Genomic DNA, 23104 nt, shown 5'->3' on the forward strand with positions numbered 1-23104 from the left:
CCACATGTTGACCCTAGCGCTTTAGGTGGTACAAAGCTCTGATACTTCGGCCAAAGGAATTACGTTTTTGCTGGACAGGTGCACAGACCAGTTCCGCTATGGCCGTTCTCAGGGGCGAGTCCGGAGCTACCTCCAACAGGACCGAACCTGAACGCAAAGCGGCATCACACGCCACGGTGTCAGCTGGAAGATAGGCATCCACACCTATGCCGGGGCCGTACCGGTCCCATGCGTCCTCGAGTTGCTGCTTGGGTGAATGGCCCACTGCAGAATGCTTCACCTTGTTCAGCACCACGCGCGGTGCCACCTTTGGTACCGCGGCTTCAAGTTCCGCAAGTCCACGCACCAAACGGGGCACCCCAATGGCATCCGCAGCACCTACGGCAAAAACAACGTCAGCGACTTCCAAGCTGCGCAAAGTAGCAGCATTCCGACGAGGAGCGACGGTGTCGAAGCTCAGTTCTTCATCTGACTCCAGGCAGAAACCTGCATCAACCACAACGTGTTCGGCCAATCGACGGGCCACCTCCAGGACGGTCGAAACGGACCCGGCTCTGAGCTCGGTCCAACGATCCGCTCTGGTGGTGCCTGTAAGTACTCTGAAAGTCCCTCCTTTGGTAAAAACAGGAATGGCCACCGCCTTGAGAGCCTCCCCATCGAGCAGGCCCTGGTCCGCCAGCCGGCACGCCTGGGCGAGTCCCGCCGACTCATCCAGGAGGCCAAGGACCGCCGACACACTTGCACCGTAACTGTCGGCGTCCACAAGAATGACCGATTTGCCGTCAGCGGCCAACTCCGCAGCGATGTTGACGGCCAGGAGCGTTCTTCCCGGAGCCCCTATAGGGCCCCACACGGTGATCACCTCCCCCTCACCTTCCGGGGGCTCTTCAGCCTCAGGGTGACTCGAGGGCATCAACAGCAGGCCTGCTCCCGGATCCGCAAAACCTGCGTCCCACGCTGGGGCAGGCATGTCCGCCCGGCTCTCCCGACCAACCGCCTCCGAGATCTTGGCGGCGAGCTCATTGGCCTCTATGCCAGTTAAAGCCGGTACGGCGCCTATTGAGTTCAGCCTCTTGGCCTCGGCAGGGTCATCCGTGAGGGCAATGATTGAGACGCCCACAGCCCCGAGGCGATCCACCAAGGTGGTGGTGAGTTCCTCGCACCCCTCCGCCACGACTGCGGCCACGGCGAGGCCACTTTGGCACGCAGCAATAAGTTCAGCCAGCTCCGAACAACGGCGAACCACGGTCACTGGTCCATGCAGGCGCTCCAGCCCGCCCACCACAGCCTCTTGCGCCAGGCCCACGGTGACAACCGGAATGCTCATCGGACCACTCCCGACGGATTCCACACTACAGAGACCTTTGCTTTGTTCGCCTGGGCCCCCAACAGTTTTGGCATCTGCTCGTCCGTCACCAGCACCATCACCACGGTGGTTTTAGCCGAGCCCAAGGCGGTACTTCCAGCAGTCATCCCCGAAATTTCCGCGCCCGGCAGGAGCAGTTCCGGCTCCTCAAAGGCGCTGCTGGAACCTGGCATGGAAATCCAGACATCAACCCGAGCACCCGGGACGGCTTGCGGAGGAAGTTCCTCCTCCATGGCTATAGCCACCGGTTTGCGGTCCAATGCATCGGCGGCGCCCATACTTTCCCGAGGTATCAATTGGTTCTTTGCCACCCGCTGCAGCGCAACCCGGCCCTCAGCAAGGCCATTTTCGACAGTGACGTATTCAGCCTCGACGTCGTCCAAGCGGACCTTCACAACAGCAAGATCTTCCTCCGTCACCGTCTGACCCACAGCGATGTCTTCCCGGGCCGCGTACACCTGCGTCGTCCTGTCGGCAGAACCCACCAACGCAATGACGCCGGCGACGGACCCCAGAACCAGCAGCAGGCCGATAAGTAGCCTGGGATCTTTCCATGAGGGCTTCTTTAGCCTCGCGGCGGTGACGCCAACGCTTTGACCCATTCTTCTGCTCCCCCGGTATGAGTTACGGCAAGGTTGAGTGACCCGCCTCTTTATTCATACCGGCGCTCTTTGATGGAACCAAAGCCAATGACCCCAAAGCGGCTGAAACTGTGGATAACTACACCAAACAGAAGCAACGGTGGCAAAATGAAGCCATGCCCCGATTTCTGACTCTTGCGGACGTCGCAGAACAACTACAAATCAACTCACCTCAGGCCTACGCCCTGGTTCGAAGCGGAGAGCTTAAAGCCATACAGGTCGGCGGCCGGGGACACTGGCGCATCGAGGAAAAGATGCTGGAGCAATATATCCAGGACCGCTACGCAGAAGCCGATCGCATGATCGAAGAAGCCAAAGCAAAGAGCAGGACCTAGTTCCCGCCACCCTTGAGGTCCTGGTTACCCGCCGAGCAAAGCGCCGCCAGTGAACTGAAAGGGATGGTCATTACCGCAGTTACGTTCCCGGCCCTGCGCACTTCGCCGTGCAGGACCACAGCAAGGTCGAAGAAGTCCCGCCCTACCTTGTCCATGACCCCTTGCAGCCCGAATCCTTCACCAGCGGATGCCTTCAGGTGTACAACCACTTCGGTGCGATCCTGAGCCAGCGCCCTCAGCGCGGAAGCGATTCCCAATGACTGCTGAATCTGCGATTCAGGTTTCAGAGCCACCCTGCCCAGCCCCTGGTATGACAGTACTGAAGAATATGGCAGCAACCATTGCCGCGCCCCTTCCGCCAGGATCAGCCACTGGCTCCCCACATGGTTCAGCCGTCCCCGTATGGTTTGCCCGCCGATCAGGACGATCCTGATCTCCGCGCCACGGGCTCCGCGCAGCCGGTCAGCAACTTCGATCCCGGCCGACTCCACCCTGGCCCGCTCCGTAATTTCGGATTCGACCTCCAAGGCGCGCGTATTAGCCAGTTGTCCTTCCAAGTCCCTGAAGAGAGAGTCCCATCTCATGTGGTCAGACTAGGCTGCATGGAGGACGAACGACGAAATTCACGAGGTACATCAGGATTGGAATTGGACAAGGCGAAGCGAGTGTGTCCAGAATGGGTCAACTAGATCAAAGTGCATCAAACTGCATCAAATAAAGCATGGGGAGCTTCAAGTGGTAAAAGCATTGCGTAGAGACACCGCGCTGGCCGCATGTGTTCTTGCCCTGGGGTTGTCCTTGGCGTTTATTGGGAGCGCGCTCCTTACGCAATGGCAGGATGCTGAGCAGCGCAGGCAGCACTTCACCTTCGAGCATCTCCTCGGCTTCGTCGCCAGTGCGGTAGGGCTTTCAGTTGTGTGTTGGTGGGCGCTGAGCTTCCTTCTGGCGTTCCTGGCCTCGCTCTTGCATCGAGTGGGACACAGGAGAGGCGCCGACTTCCTCTCAAGGTTCAGCCCGGCGTTTATGCTGCGGCTTGCAGTGGCTGTCATGAGCCTGAACATCATGGGTGCCGGGGTTGCCCAGGCAGACGCCGCGGCGCCACCGGAACCTGGCTGGCAGAGTGCTTCCTCCCTTGCTAAGCCACCCCTGCAGGTGGCGTGGACGCCCGCACCCTCGAGTCACGCAGGTTCCCTCCCGCCATCGCAAGAAGACACCATGGCAGCTGTGCCGCTGCCCAAAGATCCGCGTTGGTATCCTCAGCCTCCCGTGATTGATCCCGGTCTGCTCAGCAGGCAGTCGTTACGTTCGGCAACCGCTGTGGCAGAAACGGCCGTCGTGGTTCAGGACGGCGACTCGCTGTGGTCGATCGCGGCTTCCAGACTTGGGCCCTTTGCAACTGACGTAGACGTCGCGCTGACGTGGCCCAAGTGGTACTCGGCCAACCGGGCAGTCATCGGAAGCGACCCCACTGCATTGCGGCCAGGGCAGGTCCTCCAGCCTCCCGCGCCAAGCTAACAGTCCTGCATCAACCTTTCATACAGGGCTAAAGTGCCCTTCTTCCATAAGGACCGTCCGCTCAGGGGCGTTGTCCATTTCTCAAAGCCAAGTCCAGTGTCATCCCAGCAGAAGCCATCGAGCCAAGCGTCCCCACGCTGCAGCTCATGTAGTGAATGCCAGAGGTATGACCATGACCGTTGCAACCACCAGCCGACCAGCTAACCGTCGGAGCCCGCAGCGCGCGACTCCTGCAGCCGGCCAGAGCGGTTTGGACATTGACGTCCGGCTTGTTGCCAGAAGCATTGCGCAGGCAGTTCTGGAAGTACTGGCGGGTACCCGTCCAGTGCATCAGCTCTCCCGATCATTGGATTCGGAGTGCTACGTGTCCCTCCAACACCGGGCAGCCTTGACCCGAAAGCACGCCGCCAGGAGCAGGGGTTCTGCGCAACCACACCGCAGCCCCATGGTCCGATCCGTTCGGGTCTGTTCAATTTCCGAGTCCATCTGTGAAGCAAGCATCGTAGTGGCCGAGGAGCAGCGCTGCCGTGCCGTCGCCATGAGGCTGGAGCGTCTGGAAGGAATCTGGCAGGTGACCGCGCTGGAAATCGGATAATTGCATCCTCGGCAACGTCTTCGAAGACTAAAAGGGTGAAGCCCGGACTATCAGTCCGGGCTTCACCCTGTTATGCGCTCATGTTGCCTTGATCGCCTAGCGACGCTTCTTCTTTGCCTGTTTCCGCTGATCCTGGGCTGCCGCCTTGGCAGGATTGCCGGAGCGTCCCGATGCGCGGCCCTCAATGCGCGTCTGCGTGGCTCCGTCTTCTCCGGGTGCCGTGTACTGGAGCTGTGCAGGCTTTTCGGGCGCCTGAAGGCCAGCCGCACGGATTTGCGGATCGTGATGCTCTGTGTGTGCACCGGAGGCGGAATCGTCGGCAACCACCACATCTTCAGCCGGAGTTACTTCAACCTCCAGGTTGTAGAGGAAGCCAATACTTTCCTCACGAATGGCTTCCATCATGCTCTGGAACATGACAAACCCTTCGCGCTGGTATTCAACCAGGGGATCACGCTGGGCCATGGCACGAAGCCCGATTCCCTCTTTGAGGTAGTCCATTTCGTAGAGGTGTTCCTGCCACTTGCGTCCAAGGACCGAGAGGACAACCCGGCGCTCGAGCTCGCGCATGCTTTCGGAGCCGATCGCCTCTTCCCGAGCCTGATATACGAGCTTGGCATCTGAGAGGATCTCCTCCCTCAGGAATTCTGCCGTGACCCTGGACTTGCCGCCGGCTTCTTCAATGATTTCCTCGGCTGTAACCGTGGCCGGGTACAACGTCTTCAGGTTAGCCCATAGCTGGTTGTAGTCCCAGTCGTCGCCTGAGCCTTCGGCAGTGGCGGCATCAATGAGTGAGTTGATGGTGTCTTCCAGGAAGAACTGGACCTTTTCGTGCAGGTCATCACCTTCAAGGATCCGACGACGGTCGCCGTAGATGGCCTCGCGCTGGCGGTTGAGGACGTCGTCGTATTTGAGGACGTTCTTGCGCTGTTCGGCGTTGCGTCCCTCTACCTGGCCTTGCGCCGATGCGATGGCACGCGAGACGAGCTTCGACTCCAGCGCAACATCATCGGGCACGGAGCTGTTCATGAGCCGTTCGGCCGCACCTGAGTTGAACAGCCTCATGAGGTCATCCGTCAGGGAGAGATAGAACCGGGATTCGCCGGGGTCGCCTTGGCGTCCGGAACGTCCGCGGAGCTGGTTGTCGATCCGGCGGGACTCGTGACGCTCAGTTCCCAGAACGTACAAGCCACCGAGGTTGAGAACTTCTTCATGCTCGTCTTTGACGGCCTGTTTGGCCGCAGCCAGAGCGGCAGGCCATGCTGCCTCGTACTCTTCTGAGTTCTCCTCGGGATCCAGGCCCCGCTTGGCAAGCTCGGCAATGGCCGTGAATTCCGCGTTGCCGCCGAGCATGATGTCAGTACCACGGCCCGCCATGTTGGTTGCCACGGTAACTGCGCCCTTTCGCCCGGCTTGCGCCACGATTGACGCTTCCCGTGCGTGGTTCTTGGCATTCAACACTTCGTGTCGGATGCCTTCCTTGGACAAGAGCTTCGAGAGGTACTCACTCTTTTCAACGCTTGTGGTACCTACGAGTACAGGCTGACCATGCTCATGCCGTTCAGCAATGTCCTGAACGACAGCATCAAACTTAACAACCTCGTTCTTGTAGACAAGGTCCGGCTGATCGATGCGTTGCATGTCGCGGTTTGTGGGGATGGGAACAACGCCGAGTTTGTAGGTGCTCATAAACTCTGCGGCTTCGGTCTCGGCAGTACCGGTCATGCCGGCCAGCTTGGAGTACATGCGGAAGTAGTTCTGCAGCGTCACCGTGGCGAGAGTCTGGTTCTCAGCCTTGATTTCTACATTTTCTTTGGCCTCAATGGCCTGGTGCATGCCTTCGTTATAGCGACGGCCGGCCAGGATTCGCCCTGTGTGCTCATCAACGATCAGGACCTCGCCGTCGAGGATGACATAGTCTTTGTCCCGCTTGAACAATTCCTTGGCTTTGATCGCGTTGTTGAGGAAGCCGATCAGCGGGGTGTTGGCGGATTCGTAGAGGTTTTGAATGCCGAGGTAGTCCTCTACCTTCTCAATACCTGCTTCCAGGACGCCCACGGTTCGCTTCTTCTCGTCCACCTCGTAGTCGACGTCGGGCTGCAAACGGAGCACGACTTTGGCGAATTCGCTGTACCACCGGTTGGTGTCACCTTGCGCAGGACCGGAAATAATCAATGGTGTACGTGCTTCGTCAATCAGGATGGAGTCGACCTCATCCACGATCGCAAAGTTGTGCCCGCGCTGGACCAGCTCGCCGGCATCCCAGGCCATGTTGTCGCGCAGGTAGTCAAAGCCGAATTCGTTGTTGGTTCCGTACGTTATATCTGCCGCGTACTGCTCGCGCCGGACGGTGGGGTCCTGATTGGACAGGATGCACCCACTGGTCAACCCGAGGAATCTGTAGACCCTGCCCATGAGCTCGGACTGGTACTCGGCAAGGTAGTCATTGACAGTGACAACATGGACACCCTTGCCCGAGAGCGCGTTGAGGTATGCCGGAGCAGTGGCAACAAGCGTCTTGCCTTCACCGGTTTTCATCTCCGCGATGTTGCCAAGGTGAAGCGCAGCGCCACCCATGAGCTGGACATCGAAGTGCCTCATGCCCAAGGTCCTGGAGGAAGCTTCGCGGACAGCGGCAAAGGCTTCCGGGAGGAGTGCTTCCAGGGTTTCGCCGTCCTCGTGGCGGGACCTTAGCCGGTCCGTTTCCTCGCGGATTTCAGCGTCCGTGAAGGACTTGAAAGTGTCTTCCAGGGCATTGATGGAATCGGCATAGTTCCGCAGTGTCTTGAGTGTCTTTTTGTCACCCGTGCGGAGAAGTTTTTCGATTAGTGATGCCACGTGAAATTGCTCCCAGTCTCATGCTGCCGAATTCTGGCTGTTTCAGTCTACGGGAGAGACCAGTGCCACGTTGCCGGGTTCACCTCTGAGCGGACTGGCCTGATGAAGACTTCCTCCCGGGTCAACGCCGTCTCTTGCAACAGCCTCGGCCAGCGCCCCGGCCAAGTCCCCCACAGGCCACACCACTACGTCGTCAAGGCCGAGCCACGTAGCCATCAACCCGAGTTCTTTGGCAAGTTCGACGGCGGTATCCGCCGGTGCGGTCGGCTCAGCAAAAGCTGAGCGCACCAGAAGTTGACGGGATGCCCGATCTGCTTTCAAATCCACCCTGGCAACGATTGCTTCCCGGAGCAGGAACGGCAGGACGTAATAGCCGAAACGCCTTTTGGCTGCTGGGGTGTAGATCTCGATCCTGTAGTGGAATCCAAACAGCTCCTCCAGCCTCCGCCGCTCGAAGACCAGGGAATCGAAGGGACTGAGCAGCGCCCGGCCGGCTGCCTTTCGCGGCAAAGGGGCATCCACATGCCGGAACGTCTCCCTCGCCCATCCTCGAACCTCAACCCGCTCCAGGCGTCCTGCCCTGACCAATCGTTCCACTGACTCCGCACCCGCTTTTATGGGAGTCCGAAAGTAGTCAGAGAAGCAACGTACTGTGCCAATGCCGTGGGCCTGGGCGGCTGCGTCCATCAAGCGGTCGAGGGCTGCTTCGGCGTCGTCGTCGATCGGTTTGGCCAAGGGGATTACCCGTGAGGTGAGGGTGTATTTTCGTTCAAATTGCGATGTCCTCGAAGCAGCGGAAATCCGACCCTCCTCAAAGAGGTGCTCCAGGACGCGTTTGACGATGTTCCAGTTCCAACCCCAGTTATCCCGGCCTTGGTCTTCATCATGGCCCAGCTCTGCGGTAAGTTCGGCCGCTGTCATGGGTGGCCCAGCACTGAGGGTCATCAGGATCCGGTCTTCCATGTCCTGCCGCACAGAGGGCTCAAGACGATGTGCTCCCACCCACGCCCGCTTCTGCCAGATGAGCAGGTCCTGGAAGTGGTCCGGGCGGATAAAGCTGGCCTCGTGCGCCCAATACTCCATCATTTGGCGTGGCTTGCGACTCGCCATGGATTGCAGGATAAGGGGATCGTAATTGCCCAACCGGGAAAAGAACGGAAGGTAGTGGCTTCGCGCCACGACGTTAACAGAATCGATCTGGACAAGCTGGAGCCTGGCAAAGGTCCGGCCCACCGCCCGTGAAGTTACGGGGCCGGTGGGCCGGACCTTTGCCAATCCTTGTGCTGCCAATGCGATCCGCCGTGCCTGTGAAAGGCTCAGCGAAGCGGTCATTGAAGTCCCTTCATACCTAGGGTGAGGCCTTACTTTGCCGTGGCGGCCTGATCATTGGAGCGATAGGCGTGAATCTTCTCTTCCACAGCTTCCTCACCGGGCTCGCAGGTAGAGTCGAGGGTGATCACGCCGTAGGTCCAACCACTGCGGCGATACACAACCGACGGCGCGTTGGTTTCCTTGTCCAGGAACAAGTAGAAGTTGTGACCGACGAGCTCCATGTTATCCACTGCGTCATCGAGGGTCAGCGATGCAGCAGGAAAAACCTTCCGGCGGATCAGGACAGGTGAGTCGCCTGCCGGAATGTCGTTTTCAATGTCATAAGGAGACCGCTCGTCTACCGCGGGTGCGGACTCGTGATGATTACTTGCCTCCACGTAGAGCGGCTCACTTGCACTGGCGGGTTCAAGTGTTGCCGTGGCTTCCCGTACAGCCTTGGGTGTGTGGCGGCCGTGGTGCACCTTCTTGCGGTCCTTCGCGCGGCGAAGCCTCTCAAGCAGCTTGTTGTACGCGAGATCGAAGGCAGCAAACTTGTCAGCGGCTGTGGCCTCGGCACGGATAACGGGGCCTCGGCCCAGGACAGTGACTTCTACAGTGAGCTCACCAGGCGTCTGCCTGGGGTTGGTTTCCTTGGAAACCTTTGCGTCAACCCGCTGGACCTTATCCCCCAGCGACTCAATCTTTGAGATTTTTTCGCCGGCATATTCGCGAAAGCGGTCAGAAACTGTGAGATTTCGTCCGCTGATCATGAACTCCATGGTGCCCTCCAAATAACTCAGGTGACACGACAACGGCGCTGTTGGGGGCTTGTCTGACGGACAGTCGAGCCCCTTTCCGAGCCGCTATCGACAGGTACATCTTTTCTTGGTACCCACAACCGACGTTAGTTCATCGCCACCGGTTATTCATCCTTTAGCCACTTATTTTTTGATTGAGTCTTAATGACTGAACCGGTGTCGCCCGAAGAAGCTCCAGAAGCGTAGGCTGGTGGCCTCGTGGCCGCGAGCACAACGGCGCCGCAGACCACTCCGCCAGCCGCAGTGACCGCCCGCGCTGCCTCCGCGAGCGTAGCGCCGGTGGTCAGGACGTCGTCCACAAGAATGCACTTTCGGCCTGCCAACTCATGGGCTCTTCCTGGCCTGACCCGCATGGATCCCCTTACCCGGCGGGCGCGTTCACCCCTGCCAAGGCCTTTCTGGCCGCCTCCTCCATGATCCACCGGGGCATGACCGGTGGCATCGTCAACGAGCTTCGCAGCAAGCTGCAGGGCAGCTTCCCGGGCACCAACGAATGTTGCCGGCTCCCTCGACTTCCCAAGTACGTCCATAACCGGACAAAGGGGCAGCATCCTGCGCATGCGAATGAAGAAAAGCAGCAGATGCACAGGACTGAATCCTCGCCTCCGATAAGCCTTGCCACTACTGGGAACAGGGATCAGACAGTAGCCGGGTCGGCCACCGATGGCCGCATCCACGGCTGCGCTCAGGCAGGGAGCCAGAACTGCTGCAAGTCGCCATTGGCCTTGGTTCTTAAAGGACAGTAGGCAGCGAGCCAGCTCATCCCGATACGGCCCAGCAGCAACCACACCCACTTTGGTGGTTCCATTGAGATCAACCAAGGCCGGCGATTCCAGCTCGGCCCGGAACGGCTCCCTGCACAGCTGACGGACTCTTCTTGCGCAAGAGCCGCAGAGCACCGCATCTTCAGTTTCACAACAGACACAGTCCACAGGAACGAGCACTGCCAGCAGGTCCACCATGGCACCCTGCAGTACTGCAACTGCCCTGTCCGTTCTTCTTTGGGCAGGTCCGCGGCGACGGGCACGGACGGGTTCGGGACGATTGAGGTCGGGATCGAGACGGCGCAACCGCGAGCCACCCAACCAGGCAAGGAAAGTTAAAGTCACTCTGGCAGTCTGGCCGTATTCTCCTCGCTGAGGACCCCCGTTGCTGCTTATGTGGATAAACGCTTATGTGGGTAAGGAGAAAACCTGGCCCGGGCGTCAGCCCGGAAAAGCCGGCTCGGTTGGTCCTTTGAGTTGAAGCTCCCAGCCATTGCCGACCCTTTGGAAGATCCCATCAGCGGACTGTCCGTATATTTGCTCGGCGCCGTTGCCGACGCTGAGGCTGGTTAGTCCATCCCAGGGAGCCAACTGCTGCGGTTCCCCGGAGGCCAGCGACAAGAGCTCCGGAACCACCGTTGCAGTGGCCGAGCCTGACATTACGGCCACAGTGGACCCGTTCACCCAGGCGCCTTGATCAGCTGCGCTGCTGCCCAGAAGCGTGATGGGGAGGGTGAGGTCCTTGGGAACTCCGTCCGTGTTCCGTACTATGCCGGTAATCTGCACTGCGGTTTTACCGTTCGCCTCAGAGATGACCAGCGCCCGGGTTCCTTCGCGGGAAACCCTGAAGTCCTTGACCGTTCGCCCTGTGAGCCACGCCGGCGTCATGGTGACGTTGGGAATGGCGGCACCAGGAGCTATGCCCGTGGGCTTGTAAGCCACCACTTCGGCAGCTCCGGTGGCGCCGGGGCCCGCTGTCCACACCCAGTCGTTCGGGCTGAATGAAGGACCGGTAAGTGTGCTTCGGGTGGTTAGCTGTCGGGCGGGCTGGCCCGGTTCGATCGAGTACAGAGTGGTTTTGTCCCCGTTAAGGAAAGCAGCTGTCTGCGAGACCGGTGACTCCGCGGGCGAGTGAGGTCCGAGTCCGGCAACTGACTGGATGTCCGGCAGCTGAGTAACCCTGTTGTTCTCGTACCGCACAAGATCGCCGTTGTTCACTGCAATCTGGCGAGCGGGAACACTCTTGTCCAGCACCGGAGGCAGGACAGTCCCGTTGTCTTCCACGCGGACCAGATCCTGATCGGCACGAAGCTGAACGTTGATGACATCGGGCTGACTGCGGAAAGTTAAGGCCAGCTGGTTCTGCATCCTTTGCCGATCCTCAGCGGAAGCGTCAAACAGCTCCTTGGCAGAGAGGTCCACCTGTGCTGCGCCGGAGACAACCGGCACCGATTCCCGTGCGAGTTTCATTCCCGACGGGAAGGCACTGACCACTGCCCCTCTCAGGTAGGGGGCCGGACCGGCAAGCAAGGCGCTGGTCATGGACTTAACGGTGTTCTTTTTGATGAACCACCGGTAGTCCGGCACTGCGTAGGTGAACGTGGGATCGTAGAAATAGATGGGATTGGCCCCATAGATCACCTTGAACGTCTCCTCCAGAATGGCCGTGCCATCAGGGACCTTGGAGATTCGCCATTCCCCTTCAACCTGCTCAAGCGTTAGGGGAATGGTTTCCTTGGTACCGGGAGGAAATTGGGTGGCAACGCCGTCGGCATCCACCGAATATGCGAGGTCGAGTTCGAAGACGTATTCGTTCTCCCCTGCTGCTTTGACCACTTGTGCCTCGCGAAACACGAGGGCCCGTTTGTCCGGTTTCCACGTGACGGACTGCGCTTGCGTGAGGAACTGCCGCGCCACGGGGTAATCGTCCTCGTACCCGCTGCCAGCCATGTAGAAATCTTCAATGACACTTTCCGGGCTGGAACCGGGCCGTGGAGCAGCAGGGAAAAAGACCGGGGCGTTGGGGTTGCCGGCGCCTTCGTCCTTACTCTTGCCCACAGGACCGGAACGGGGAATCTGTGCGCAGGAAGCCAGCAGGACCATCACCACGGCAAGCAGCGCTGCCAGTATCCTGCTTCGCTTTGGACTCAGCGCTTTCATGAGCCCTCCCCTGCCCCTGCGTCCGGTTGCTGGGGCTTCCCGCCCACGGCTTGGGACGGCATCGTGCTCCCGGATTCGGGGTCCAGGACAAGCATCTGCCGTTCGCTGGCCGCTCCCGGGAATTCAATGTCCGCCGGTTCGAGCTGAAGCGGAGACTTCACAATGGTGCCGCCTTGCCGCAGCGGAAGCGTCAGCCGGAAGTTGGACCCTGCCCCTTTCCTTCCCCAGGCTTGGAGCCAACCATTGTGCAGTTTAGTGTCCTCAGCAGCGATGGAAAGGCCCAGTCCGCTTCCGCCTGTAGTGCGGGCCCGTGCAGGATCTGCCCGCCAGAAGCGGTCGAAGACTCTTGCAGCCTCAGCTGGGGTCATCCCAATGCCGTGGTCTCTCACTGAGACGGCCACAGCATCGTGATTGGCCGCAACGGAGATGTGGATGGGCTTGCCCTCGCCGTGTTCCAGGGCGTTGAGCAGCAAGTTACGGAGAATGCGGTCGATCCTGCGGGAATCCATCTCCACAATGATGCTCTTCTGGCGGGAATTCAGCCGGACCTCGGAACCGTACTCCACAGCCACCGGCGCTGCGCCTTCCATGACGTGTGAGATGACCTGGAAGATGTCCTGCGGTTCTGCGTCAAGGACGGCGGCTCCGGCGTCGAAACGTGAAATCTCCAGCAAATCCGAGAGCAAGGACTGAAAGCGCTCAACCTGGTGGTAAAGCAGCTCTGCCGACCTCTTGTTCATGGGGTCGAAATCGTCCCTGGCATCGAACAGGACTTCGGCTGCCATGCGGACCGTGGTGAGGGGGGTGCGCAGTTCATGGGAGACATCGGAGACAAAGCGTTGTTGCATCTGGGAGAGAGTGGCCAACTGCGTGATTTGTTCCTGGAGGCTGGCGGCCATGTGGTTGAATGAAGCGCCCAATCTGGCGACTTCGTCTTCCCCCTTGACCACCATGCGTTCCTGCAACTGTCCGGCAGCAAGCTTTTCCGACACCACGGCGGCATGGCTGACCGGGCTGACCACGTTCCGGGTCACGTACCAGGCAATGGCACCAATCATGAGGACCAAGGCGGCACCGCCGGCCCACAGGACGTTCTGTATCTCATCCAGTGTTTGTTGGGCCGTGTTGAGGTCATATATCAGGTACAGCTCATAGGCCGTCCCGTTGAAGGTGACCATGTTTCCCACAGCAATACCGGGCCTGTCCTCGTTGCCCACTGGAAATTGGGTGGAGGCCCAGAACTGCTGCTTACCGCCGCTTTGAACCGCCTTGCGCAAGTCGGGGGGAATGACCCTCACGGTCAGCTGGTCCGAAGCGCGCGATTCAACCCAGCGGTTACGGGGTTTGGTTTGTTCCGGAGCCGCTTCGAAGACGTATCTGCGCTGAATGACCGAGCCTCGCCCCTCAACGGCAGTCAAGGTGTCATAGACCAACGTGATGACGCTTGACTGATCGGTGACCTGCGCGCCGTCGAACGTGTCCTGGACTTGCTTGACGTTGAAGCGTGACTCGGACTCGGCCTGGGCCAGCCGCTCCTGAAAAAGATTGTTGGCAATTTGGTTGGACAGGTAGGCGCCCACTATCGCAAAGGACGTCACTGCCAGCAGCAGAGTGGTCAGGACCGTGCGGAATTCCAGTGACCGGCGCCAGCGCCGCAGCAATGAACGCCAAAGGAAGCGCAGTCCCGGCCTGATCTGCCGTATGCCAAGGGACACCAGCCGTGAAACGCGAAGGACCAGGATCAAAGCCCGGCGTTTCCAGATCCGCGTTCGGGACAGAAGCCAGGAAAGACTCCGGGTGTTCTTCGCGGTCTGCGCCGGCACCGCTTCCTGATGCTCAGACGGCGTTTCCTGCTGCTCAGACGGCGCTTCCGGGGTCACCGACTGTGCCGGGGTCTCCTGCTGGACACCGGCCGGACCGGGGTTGTGGGGCCCCGGGTTTCCGTCCTCCGTGCCGGTCTTGCCGACCGGGGACTCAGGAACCTGCTTTATATCCGACACCACGCACCGTCAAAACGACCTCGGGCGCTTCGGGATCACGTTCAATCTTGGAGCGCAGCCTCTGGACGTGGACGTTCACCAGCCGAGTGTCAGCGGCGTGACGGTATCCCCACACCTGTTCAAGCAATAGTTCGCGTGTGAACACCTGCCACGGCTTCCGTGCCAAGGCAACCAGAAGATCGAATTCAAGGGGCGTCAGTGAAATCCGCTCCCCGCCACGGGTCACCAAGTGACCTGCGACGTCGATGGTGACATCAGCAATACGCAGCGTTTCAGGGGCTTTCTGGTCACCTGGACGCAGGCGCGCACGAACCCGCGCTACCAGCTCAGCAGGCTTGAAGGGCTTGGGCACGTAGTCGTCGGCGCCTGATTCGAGCCCACGAACCACATCCGAGGTGTCCGACTTTGCGGTGAGCATGACGATGGGAACATCCGATTCCCCGCGGATTTGGCGGCATACCTCGATCCCGTCAGAGCCCGGGAGCATCAGGTCCAGGAGCACGAGGTCCGGTTTGGAGGAGCGGAAGACCTCCAACGCCTGGCCGCCGTCTGCGCAGAACACCGGCTCGAAGCCATCATTGCGCAGGACGATGCCAATCATCTCTGCGAGTGCTTCGTCGTCGTCAACTACCAGAATGCGTGCCTTCATAGTTATATATTCCCTTATCGCCAAGTCTTTGTCCCGTTGGGCACGGCGCACGGCATGGCGCCTCAGGAGCACTTCCACCGTACTGCACTCTTTATTTGGCTCTCCGCGGCGGGGCCTCGCGGACGGCAGGCTATGAGGGACGACGGCGGGACTATAGGCTGGGGGCGAAGGTCCGTGTGGGGGACGTCGGGAGTCGACGGGCCGGATCTTATGGGGAGGGAATCGTGTCACAGCCAGAGCCCGGACACAATCAGCCGGGCGGCCAACCGCAATGGGGCAACCAACCGCACGGTGGCCAACCACAATGGGGCGGCCAACCGCAATGGGGCAACCAACCGCAATGGGGCGCCCCTCAAGGTTGGGCTGCGCCGCAGGCCGGCGGCCAGCATCGTCCCGGACCTCACGCTGGATGGCCTCCGGGGCCACCGTACGGACAACCTTTCTATGTAGCTCCCCCCAAGCCGGGTGTCATTCCCCTGCGTCCACTGCAGTTCGGAGAGATCCTGGACGGCGCGTTCCAAACGATCCGCCGGAATGCTGCGTCCATGTTCGGTTCCGCGCTGATCGTCCAAGCAATCGGAGCGGTCCTGATCGGCCTTGTGACCGTGGGCATGGTCCAACTGACGGAGTCTTTCGAGGCCGTCAGTTCAGAAGCAGAGTTGGCCGATGCTATGGGACCCTTCTTTGCCTTCATGGCCGGCACCTTGGGAATTTCGGTGCTGATCGGCTTCCTGGGATCGGTCCTGCAAGGTGTCCTGGTTGTGCCGGTCTCCCGTTCCGTCCTCAACCGGCGTACGGGCTTCAAACAAATGTGGAAGCTTGCAGCACCCCGAATACTGCCGTTGCTTGGGGTCGCCGCGCTGCTGACCTTTGGCGGCTTGCTCGCCGCTGCCGCGGTGATCGGGATCGCGATTCTCCTGTTCACCGCCATGGGGCCCGCCGCATTGCTGATTGTCCTGCCCCTGGGGCTGGGATCAATCGTCGCCTTCGTGTGGATTGCCCTGAAGCTGATGGTGGCCCCGGCTGCCATTGTGGTGGAGCGGACAGGCGTTTACGACGGACTGCTCAGGTCCTGGCAGTTGACGAGGAACAACTGGTGGCGCATCTTCGGCATCACGTTGGTGGTAACCATTATGGTGGGAATCATCGCCCAAATTGTGCAGATCCCCGTGTCTTTGGTATCCGCAGCAATCGGTGGGGTCGTAGCTCCCCACCCGGACCCTGAATCGATGACCTCCACCTTGGTTCTGACTACCGTGATTTCCACGGCAATAGGTGCGTTGGTGGGGTCAGTGACATTCGCCTTCCAAGCCTCTGTTTCCAGCTTGATCTATATGGACCTTCGCATGCGTCGGGACGGCTTGGACGTTGAATTGATGCGATTGATGGAAACGGGTTCCGATCCTGAAGGGATCCCCGGCGGGCCAACCGCTGCACCCGGAAACCCTGCCTGGCCGTCCGGTGGTGGACCCTTTCCGTCAACTCCCCCCGGGCAGCACCCTCACGCATGAGAGCGGCCGCGATTGATGCTTACTTGTCACTGGCGTTAATGGAACCGCCTGTGACACCGGACCGCGACGAAGCGCGGCGCTGGGCCATTGAGGAACTGTCCAACCCCCGGTACCCGGACGCAACTCCCGGCTGGCTTGAACAGATCTGGCGGGATTTCATGGATTGGCTTTCGTCTTTGGACGGTGGCTCAGGGACCGGTCCTGATCTTGCTGTTCCGCTGCTGGTGGTTCTGGCCTTGGCGCTGATCATCGCTGCGATCGTTTTCGTGCGGCCGAGGCTGAACGCCCGGAGGTCAAAAGAGGCCGCGGACCTGTACGGCGAGGACACCAGCATCGACGCCGAAGGCTACCGTGCGCGCGCGGCAACAGCAGCCGACGGCGGCAACTGGCCGTCCGCCGTCGTCGATCAGTTCCGTGCGCTTGTCCGCTCCGCAGAGGAGAAGGACATCATTGATGTTCGGGCCGGCAGGACCGCAGACGAAGCCGCTGCCCAGCTGGGCGGGGTTTTTGGCACGGCACAGGTCAAACTCATGGCCGCTGCCGGAATTTTCGACGCCGTGCGGTACGGCGAACACCCCGCGACGCGTACTGACTATGAGTCAGTACGCCGGCTGGATGCTGAACTTCTTGAGTTGAAGCCTGACTTTGCTGCACGGACCAGTGCCGGATTCGCGGTGCCCCAATGAGCATTACGGAACGCGTGAACCAGGAAGAGAACACTGACGCAGGACTGTCATCCGGCCAGGGATTCAGGGCCTGGTTCAGGAAGAACCTCGTCTGGATTGCCCTCGCTGCCGTTCTTGCTGCCTTAGTGACTTTCCTGGCGATCGACAACGTCTCCGGCGCCACCGATTCCCGGCGTTTGTCCGCACGCAACCCTGCACCTGATGGCGGAATGGCGGTGGCCGAAATCCTGGGCCGCCAAGGAGTAACAGTCACGCCCACGGAGACGTTTGAGGACACGTTGAAAGCCCTTTCAAGCAAGGACGAAGCCACAGTCCTTCTCTATGACGCGCAGGGTTTTCTTGACCGGTCCCAGCTTGAGGAGATCACGGCAGCAGCGGACCGGGTTGTGGTGGTAACCCCGCGTCTGAGGACCCTCAATGGCCTGACCGAAGGGATCCGCCCTGGCGGTGTGGTCCCTGAAATAACGCAGGCCATTGAACCAGGCTGCGAGCAGGTGGATGCACTGGAAGCGGGCCGCGTATCCGCGCAGGGTTCTGTCTTCTCAGGGCCGGTAGTCTGCTACTCCCCGCAGCAGAACGGACCCGGACTGTATGCCGAATCAGCCGATGGCAGGGTAACGGTTTTGGGTAGCCGGGAGCTCGTGGACAATCAGCACCTGGCCCTGGAAGGCAACGCCGCCCTGGCCTTGCGCACGCTGGGCAACAACCCGGACCTTGTGTGGTACATCCCCGGCGTCGGTGATGTACCGGCATCAGACTCGAGCCCCACACTCAACGAGCTCGCACCCCGGTGGCTGGCGTTCGCAGGCCCCTGGCTGGGCTTCGTGGCCCTGCTGGCCATCCTGTGGCGGGGCCGGCGCATGGGCCCCCTGGTATTTGAACCCCTGCCCGTGGTGGTCAAAGCCGCCGAAACCGCAGAAGGCCGTGCGCGTCTGTACCAGGACTCGCGGGCCGTGGAACTGGCCGCCCGGAACTTGAGAGCCGGAACCATGTCACGGCTGGCCAGGCACTTCAACCTTGGACCCGACGCCACTACCCAAGCAATTGTGGACGCGACAGCCCGCCACGTGGAGCTGCCGGCCACAGAAGTCCGGTCCGTCCTGATCGACTTCACGCCGCAAAGCGAAGGACAACTGGTCCTGTGGGCACAACAGATTGAACGAATAGAACAGGAAGCGATCGCCCGATGAGCAGTCACACGGACAGCAACAGCCCTTACGCGGACACGACGCCCCAGCCGGACGCCTTGCAGCAGGAAGCACCCCCGCACGTTACGGGCCGCCAAGGTACAAACCCTGAAACCGGGTATCCGGAGAACGGGCAGAATCACCCCCTCCAGGATCCGGCACGGCAGTCGTTGCTCAATGTCCGCGCCGAGGTAGCCAAAGCTGTAGTGGGTCAGGACTCCACGGTAACCGGCATGCTGATTGCCCTTCTCTGCGGTGGCCATGTTCTCCTGGAGGGCGTTCCCGGCGTTGCCAAGACCCTCCTCGTGAGGGCTTTGTCCACTGCTCTGAGCCTGGACACCAAACGTGTTCAGTTCACTCCGGACCTCATGCCAGGTGACGTCACCGGTTCCTTGGTCTACGACTCCCATACCTCTGAGTTCACTTTCCGTGAAGGCCCGGTGTTCACCAACATCATGCTGGCCGATGAGATTAACCGAACTCCTCCGAAGACGCAGGCTTCGCTTCTGGAAGCTATGGAAGAACGTCAGGTTTCCGTGGACGGCGTGTCCCGCCCGCTTCCGAGCCCGTTCATTGTTGCAGCTACCCAAAATCCTGTGGAGTACGAGGGCACCTATCCCCTGCCGGAGGCGCAGCTGGACCGCTTTCTCCTCAAACTGACCATGCCCCTGCCGGGTCGTGCTGAGGAGATCGAAGTCATCCGCCGCCATGCCAGCGGATTTGATCCGCGGAATCTCTCCGCTGCCGGCGTGCGGCCGGTGGCTGGTGCTGTGGAGCTTTCCGAGGCCCAGGAAGCCGTTGCGCAAGTGACCGTGGCCCCGGAGATCCTCGCTTACATCGTGGATGTGGTGCGTGCTACGAGGTCTGCTCCGTCATTTCAGCTGGGCGTTTCGCCTCGCGGGGCAACTGCCTTGCTCAAAACGTCCAAGGCCTGGGCCTGGTTGTCCGGCAGGTCCTTCGTTACCCCGGATGACGTCAAAGCGTTGTCCTTGCCCTGCCTGCGGCACAGGGTTGGCCTGCGGCCCGAAGCCCAGATGGATGGGATCGCAGTGGACGATGTTCTGGGCAGCATCCTCGCCTCGGTTCCGGTTCCCCGGTGATCACCGGGCGGCGTGTGCCGAGGGGGCTTGAGTGGCCATAACGGGTCGTTTCGTCTTGTTGGCGCTTCTGGGTCTGGTCCCCTTGGTGGCCGTCCCCGGATGGCTCACGGTGCTGTTTGTTGCTGCGGGGCTGGTGCTTGTCCTCGTGTTGGATCTGGTGCTGGCGGCATCCCCGGCCCGCCTCGTTCTGGAGCGGCTGCAGCCTGGAAACGTGACGCTTGAGGGCAAAGCTGACTCCGTGGTCACCGTCACCAACCCCACACGGCGTAAGCTCAGGGCCCAGGTCAGGGATACGTGGCAGCCCTCGGCGGGCGCCTTGAACCCTTCACAGTCCCTTGTGGTTCCGGCCGGGGAGCGTCGCCGCATGACAGTAACCCTGTTTCCTCGCCGTCGCGGTGATCTCAAAAGCCCCCACGTGACCATCCGCTCCATGGGCCCATTGGGCATGGCGGCAAGGCAGCGTACGCGTATCCTCCCTGGCCAGTTGCGTGTCCTCCCACCTTTCCACTCGAAGCGTCATCTTCCTTCCAAACTGAGGAAACTCCGGGAATTGGATGGCAAAGCCGCCGTGCAGATCCGTGGGGCAGGTACCGAATTCGATTCCTTGCGCGACTACGTCCGCGGTGACGACGTCAGGTCCATCGACTGGCGCGCCACAGCACGCCGCACATCGGTGGTGGTGCGGACCTGGCGTCCGGAGCGGGACCGGCGGGTGGTGATCGTTCTTGATACTTCGCGCACGGCGGCGGCAAGAATCGAGGACGAGCCCAGGCTCGATACCGGGATTGAAGCGGCGCTGTTACTCGCCGTCCTGGCAGAGCGCGGTGGTGATCGTGTGGACTTCCTCGCCTATGATCGGAGGCTCCGGGCACGGGTTGAGTCAGCGTCAAAGGGAAACATGTTAGGTCAGCTAGTCCAGGCCATGGCGCCTCTGGAAGCGGAACTGATCGAGCTCGATTGGCAGCAGATTCCCTCACAGGTCCGTGCGGTCTCGGCGCACCGCTCCATGGTGGTGCTTTTAACGGCGCTCGACGGCGGTGCCCCCGAAGAGGGCCTCCTCCCCACTGTGGCCCAACTGTCACGGCAGCACGTTGTGGTGGTGGCATCTGTCCGGGATCCCCTGCTTTCTGCCATGAAGGAAGAGAGGACCACGGCCAGTCAGGTGTTCCGTGCAGCAGCTGCCGAACGTGCGCTTTTGGAACGTTCTGCAGTAATGGTTCAGCTCCGGCAACTCGGCGCTGAAGTGGTGGACGCTGAACCCCACGACGTCCCGCCACTGCTCGCTGATACGTACATACGGCTGAAAGCAGCCGGGCGGCTCTGACTTCTAGGGCTTTGGCTTCTGAATGACGTTCCGCGCACCGGTCTTACATACAGCTTTGTCTCCAAGGAAGGACTGCCATGAATACCCCCATATATCAACTGGCGCTCGGCGAGGAATTCTCCCGCCTCACCCCTGAGCTCCAGGACTATTTTTCTTTGGCGGCCGGGTCCGGTTCCTACGGAATCGGCACCGGTGTTTTCGATGTTGTGGGGTGCCGGCAAAGGTGGCTGCGGCCTCTCCTCGCCCTCACAGGCGGCGAGGAAGCTTTCTTTCCCGAATACGGCGAGGGAATCCCGTTCCGGATTGAAAACCACGCCCATGTGGATCCCTTTGGCCGCCCGGCCCTGACCGCGCGCAGGGAGATCTACTTCCCCACCGGAACACGGCTGTTCCACGATACAACCAGTGCCGTCCTGCCTGACCGCGGGAATGGAAACACCAGGTTGGTGGACCACGTTGGCAGGTACCGCCGCCTTGTGACGGATCTGAATGTGAGCGTGACGGACCAGGGTCATCTCCGCGGCGTGTCTGCGGCGAGCAGGCTCCTCCTGGGCCCCTTGCGCATACCGCTGCCGGCTGCCCTTGACGCACGTGCCTACGCCGAGCAGTGGTGGGACAAGGAAGAGGGCAAGCACCGCATCCAAGTCAAGGTCATCCAGCCTCAAATCGGTGTGGTGCTTGTTTACGCAGGGCGCTTTGACTACCGCCTCGTGCCGTACTTGCCGGGAGCAGCTCCCGGTACGGCACTTCCGCGCTACGCCGAACCGGACCGTTGGGAAAAGAGGATCTGAGGTACTGTGCTCAGCCCTGAGCCAGTTGGTCCAAGCCGTCAGCGACGTCCGTCAGCTTCTTCAGAACATCCTTGGCCGTCGAAGGAGTGTACTCCGCCAGTCCCGTGGAGGGCGTGACTCGCAGGCCCGCCAATCCGGAAGCAGGAAGACCCAGTTGGCGCCACGGCTTCCAGATGCTCTCGACCAATTCAGCCGTGCGCGGTAGTTGGGCCCGGGGCCCGCTGGTTGAAAGCACTCCCGCCCACACTCGTTTGCCGTCCTCCACGGCCCCGGCGAGATGCTCCCACTGGCGGGTAGTCAGGGCCTTCAGGGGCACCGCCACGCCATCGGCACCAGCGGCGAAGACCCGCTCGATGGGCGCTTCGATTTCCGGCACAGAGACCACCGTCTCCACCACACCCGCAGCTTTCAGGGCGCCGATCACCACGCGCCACGCACCTGTTACTTCTTCCCCGGAGATGGACCGCAGCGTCCGGTACCCGCTTGCTGTCGGAATGGTTCCTGCCATGACGGAGGCGATGTCCGGTTCGTCAATCTGGACCACCACACGTGCACCCGGCACGGCAGTGGAAATGCGATTGAGGTGCACTCCGAGGCCTGCGGCCAAAGATTCGGCAATGTCCCTGCGAGCGCCGTAATCCAGGAGAGCCCGTTCTCCACCGTGGAGGTAGAGGTTGGCGGCAAGGCTCAGGGGGCCTACCACCTGAATTTTGAACTCCGTTGCCGATGCTTCCTCGGCACCGGCGATGTCAGCCAGGATGTTGATATCGGTCGATAACGCCGAACTGGCGCGGCGCGCATCCTTTCCGGGCCTGTCCACCAAGCGCCAACCGTGCGGCTGGACGTCAAGTGCCAGGTCAACCAGCAGGGAGCCGGTCCGCCCGATCGCGTCCGAGCCGACTCCTCGATCCGGCAGCTCGGGCAGGAAAGGAAGGTGGGGATCCCCCAACTCGCCCCGGATAATGCGGGTGGCTTCGGCAGGATCGGTGCCGGGCCAGGGCCCAAGTGCGGTGGCGCTGGCGCGCACGCTCTCCAATGCCGTCATGGGTTACGCCTGCTGGCTGGAGATCTGGTGATCCTCGGCGATTGCCTCGTGGTGGCGGATCACTTCACTGATGATGAAGTTCAGGAACTTCTCTGCGAAGGCAGGATCAAGGTGGGCATCCTCGGCGAGCCTGCGCAGCCGGGCAATCTGGGCCGATTCACGGCCTGGATCACCGGCGGGAAGCTTATGGGTGGCCTTCAGAATGCCCACTTTTTGGGTTGCTTTGAAGCGTTCCGCGAGGAGGAAGACAAGTGTTGCGTCGATGTTGTCAATGCTGGACCGGATGGACAGCAGCTCATCCATGACGGCACGGTCCACATGGCCGGCCAGGGAACTCGCTGCCGGGTTGAAGGAATCGTCGTCATGGGGAAGGGCGTTGTTCTGCTCGGTCATGCATCCCAGTCTATGGTGTGCGGCAGTAGGGTCGTGGGTGTTACTTGCCTCCCGGCAGAAGGTACGCCGCCCCGG

At 60.9% G+C, this 23104-nt stretch carries 21 protein-coding genes; 9 read left to right on the forward strand and 12 right to left on the reverse strand.

Features of this window, described 5'->3' with window-relative positions; genetic code table 11:
- Positions 1–13: 13 nt before the first annotated feature.
- The gene (locus tag ABI796_RS12645; protein ID WP_141282407.1) at positions 14–1327 is read right to left on the reverse strand and encodes a chromosome partitioning protein; all 1314 of its coding nucleotides are present in this window, start codon (positions 1325–1327) and stop codon (positions 14–16) included.
- A complete protein-coding gene (locus ABI796_RS12650) occupies positions 1324–1968 on the reverse strand; it encodes an SAF domain-containing protein (RefSeq protein WP_141282405.1) in 645 nt (214 codons plus the stop codon). Before ABI796_RS12650 ends, ABI796_RS12645 begins: the two co-directional genes overlap by 4 nt.
- Before the next feature lie 155 nt (positions 1969–2123).
- On the opposite strand from ABI796_RS12650, the gene ABI796_RS12655 reads away from it, so the two are divergent.
- Complete coding sequence (locus ABI796_RS12655) at positions 2124–2342, forward strand: helix-turn-helix domain-containing protein (protein ID WP_141282403.1); 219 nt, start codon at positions 2124–2126, stop codon at positions 2340–2342.
- Here ABI796_RS12655 and ABI796_RS12660 read toward each other — a convergent pair.
- Complete coding sequence (locus ABI796_RS12660) at positions 2339–2926, reverse strand: hypothetical protein (RefSeq protein ID WP_141282401.1); 588 nt, start codon at positions 2924–2926, stop codon at positions 2339–2341. The two genes, ABI796_RS12655 and ABI796_RS12660, sit on opposite strands and share 4 nt — an antisense overlap.
- A 151-nt stretch (positions 2927–3077) precedes the next feature.
- On the opposite strand from ABI796_RS12660, the gene ABI796_RS12665 reads away from it, so the two are divergent.
- Together ABI796_RS12665 and ABI796_RS12670 are read left to right on the forward strand one after the other, a co-directional pair.
- Entirely contained in the window at positions 3078–3857 is a 780-nt protein-coding gene (locus tag ABI796_RS12665; protein WP_141282399.1) for a LysM peptidoglycan-binding domain-containing protein, read from the forward strand.
- Positions 3858–4029: 172 nt separating this feature from the next.
- Entirely contained in the window at positions 4030–4452 is a 423-nt protein-coding gene (locus ABI796_RS12670; protein ID WP_246095713.1) for an Rv3235 family protein, read from the forward strand.
- Between the two features lie 96 nt (positions 4453–4548).
- Here ABI796_RS12670 and secA read toward each other — a convergent pair whose 3' ends face one another.
- The 7 genes from secA to mtrA form a co-directional block, all read right to left on the reverse strand.
- The gene (gene secA / locus ABI796_RS12675; RefSeq protein WP_141282394.1) at positions 4549–7290 is read right to left on the reverse strand and encodes a preprotein translocase subunit SecA; all 2742 of its coding nucleotides are present in this window, start codon (positions 7288–7290) and stop codon (positions 4549–4551) included.
- A 42-nt stretch (positions 7291–7332) separates the two neighbouring features.
- Positions 7333–8622, reverse strand: coding sequence for a winged helix-turn-helix domain-containing protein (locus ABI796_RS12680; protein WP_141282392.1), 1290 nt, complete (start codon positions 8620–8622; stop codon positions 7333–7335).
- A gap of 29 nt (positions 8623–8651) precedes the next feature.
- The gene (gene hpf / locus ABI796_RS12685; RefSeq protein WP_141282390.1) at positions 8652–9380 is read right to left on the reverse strand and encodes a ribosome hibernation-promoting factor, HPF/YfiA family; all 729 of its coding nucleotides are present in this window, start codon (positions 9378–9380) and stop codon (positions 8652–8654) included.
- Between the two features lie 143 nt (positions 9381–9523).
- Entirely contained in the window at positions 9524–10381 is an 858-nt protein-coding gene (locus ABI796_RS12690; RefSeq protein WP_336623248.1) for a ComF family protein, read from the reverse strand.
- Positions 10382–10624: 243 nt separating this feature from the next.
- The gene (locus ABI796_RS12695) at positions 10625–12343 is read right to left on the reverse strand and encodes an LpqB family beta-propeller domain-containing protein (protein WP_141282387.1); all 1719 of its coding nucleotides are present in this window, start codon (positions 12341–12343) and stop codon (positions 10625–10627) included.
- A complete protein-coding gene (mtrB, locus tag ABI796_RS12700; RefSeq protein ID WP_141282385.1) occupies positions 12340–14346 on the reverse strand; it encodes an MtrAB system histidine kinase MtrB in 2007 nt (668 codons plus the stop codon). The genes ABI796_RS12695 and mtrB overlap by 4 nt, the downstream gene beginning before the upstream one ends.
- Positions 14318–14992: an MtrAB system response regulator MtrA gene (gene mtrA, locus ABI796_RS12705; RefSeq protein WP_014922244.1), complete on the reverse strand. Its 675-nt coding sequence runs from the start codon at positions 14990–14992 to the stop codon at positions 14318–14320. Before mtrA ends, mtrB begins: the two co-directional genes overlap by 29 nt.
- A gap of 224 nt (positions 14993–15216) precedes the next feature.
- Here mtrA and ABI796_RS12710 point away from each other — a divergent pair, with 224 nt between their 5' ends.
- The 6 genes from ABI796_RS12710 to ABI796_RS12735 all read left to right on the forward strand — a co-directional run bounded on the left by ABI796_RS12710 (position 15217) and on the right by ABI796_RS12735 (position 21591).
- On the forward strand, positions 15217–16503 hold the full coding sequence (locus ABI796_RS12710; RefSeq protein ID WP_246095712.1) for a proline-rich domain-containing protein: 1287 nt from the start codon (positions 15217–15219) through the stop codon (positions 16501–16503).
- Positions 16504–16553: 50 nt separating this feature from the next.
- The gene (locus ABI796_RS12715; protein ID WP_246095711.1) at positions 16554–17189 is read left to right on the forward strand and encodes a DUF4129 domain-containing protein; all 636 of its coding nucleotides are present in this window, start codon (positions 16554–16556) and stop codon (positions 17187–17189) included.
- Complete coding sequence (locus ABI796_RS12720; RefSeq protein WP_141282379.1) at positions 17186–18379, forward strand: DUF4350 domain-containing protein; 1194 nt, start codon at positions 17186–17188, stop codon at positions 18377–18379. Before ABI796_RS12715 ends, ABI796_RS12720 begins: the two co-directional genes overlap by 4 nt.
- Complete coding sequence (locus ABI796_RS12725; RefSeq protein ID WP_141282377.1) at positions 18376–19476, forward strand: MoxR family ATPase; 1101 nt, start codon at positions 18376–18378, stop codon at positions 19474–19476. The genes ABI796_RS12720 and ABI796_RS12725 overlap by 4 nt, the downstream gene beginning before the upstream one ends.
- 31 nt (positions 19477–19507) lie before the next feature.
- Positions 19508–20800, forward strand: a complete 1293-nt coding sequence (locus ABI796_RS12730; RefSeq protein ID WP_141282375.1) for a DUF58 domain-containing protein — start codon at positions 19508–19510, stop codon at positions 20798–20800.
- Positions 20801–20877: 77 nt separating this feature from the next.
- Entirely contained in the window at positions 20878–21591 is a 714-nt protein-coding gene (locus ABI796_RS12735; RefSeq protein ID WP_141282373.1) for a DUF4166 domain-containing protein, read from the forward strand.
- A 10-nt stretch (positions 21592–21601) separates the two neighbouring features.
- Here ABI796_RS12735 and ABI796_RS12740 read toward each other — a convergent pair whose 3' ends face one another.
- Together ABI796_RS12740 and ABI796_RS12745 are read right to left on the reverse strand one after the other, a co-directional pair.
- Positions 21602–22636, reverse strand: a complete 1035-nt coding sequence (locus tag ABI796_RS12740) for a hypothetical protein (RefSeq protein WP_141282371.1) — start codon at positions 22634–22636, stop codon at positions 21602–21604.
- Between the two features lie 3 nt (positions 22637–22639).
- Positions 22640–23029 carry a chorismate mutase gene (locus ABI796_RS12745; protein WP_141282369.1) on the reverse strand — a complete coding sequence of 130 codons (390 nt, stop codon included), beginning with the start codon at positions 23027–23029 and terminating at the stop codon, positions 22640–22642.
- Positions 23030–23104 lie beyond the last annotated feature (75 nt).

Source organism: Paenarthrobacter aurescens (assembly GCF_041549525.1).
In the GTDB taxonomy this organism is placed as follows: domain Bacteria; phylum Actinomycetota; class Actinomycetes; order Actinomycetales; family Micrococcaceae; genus Arthrobacter; species Arthrobacter aurescens.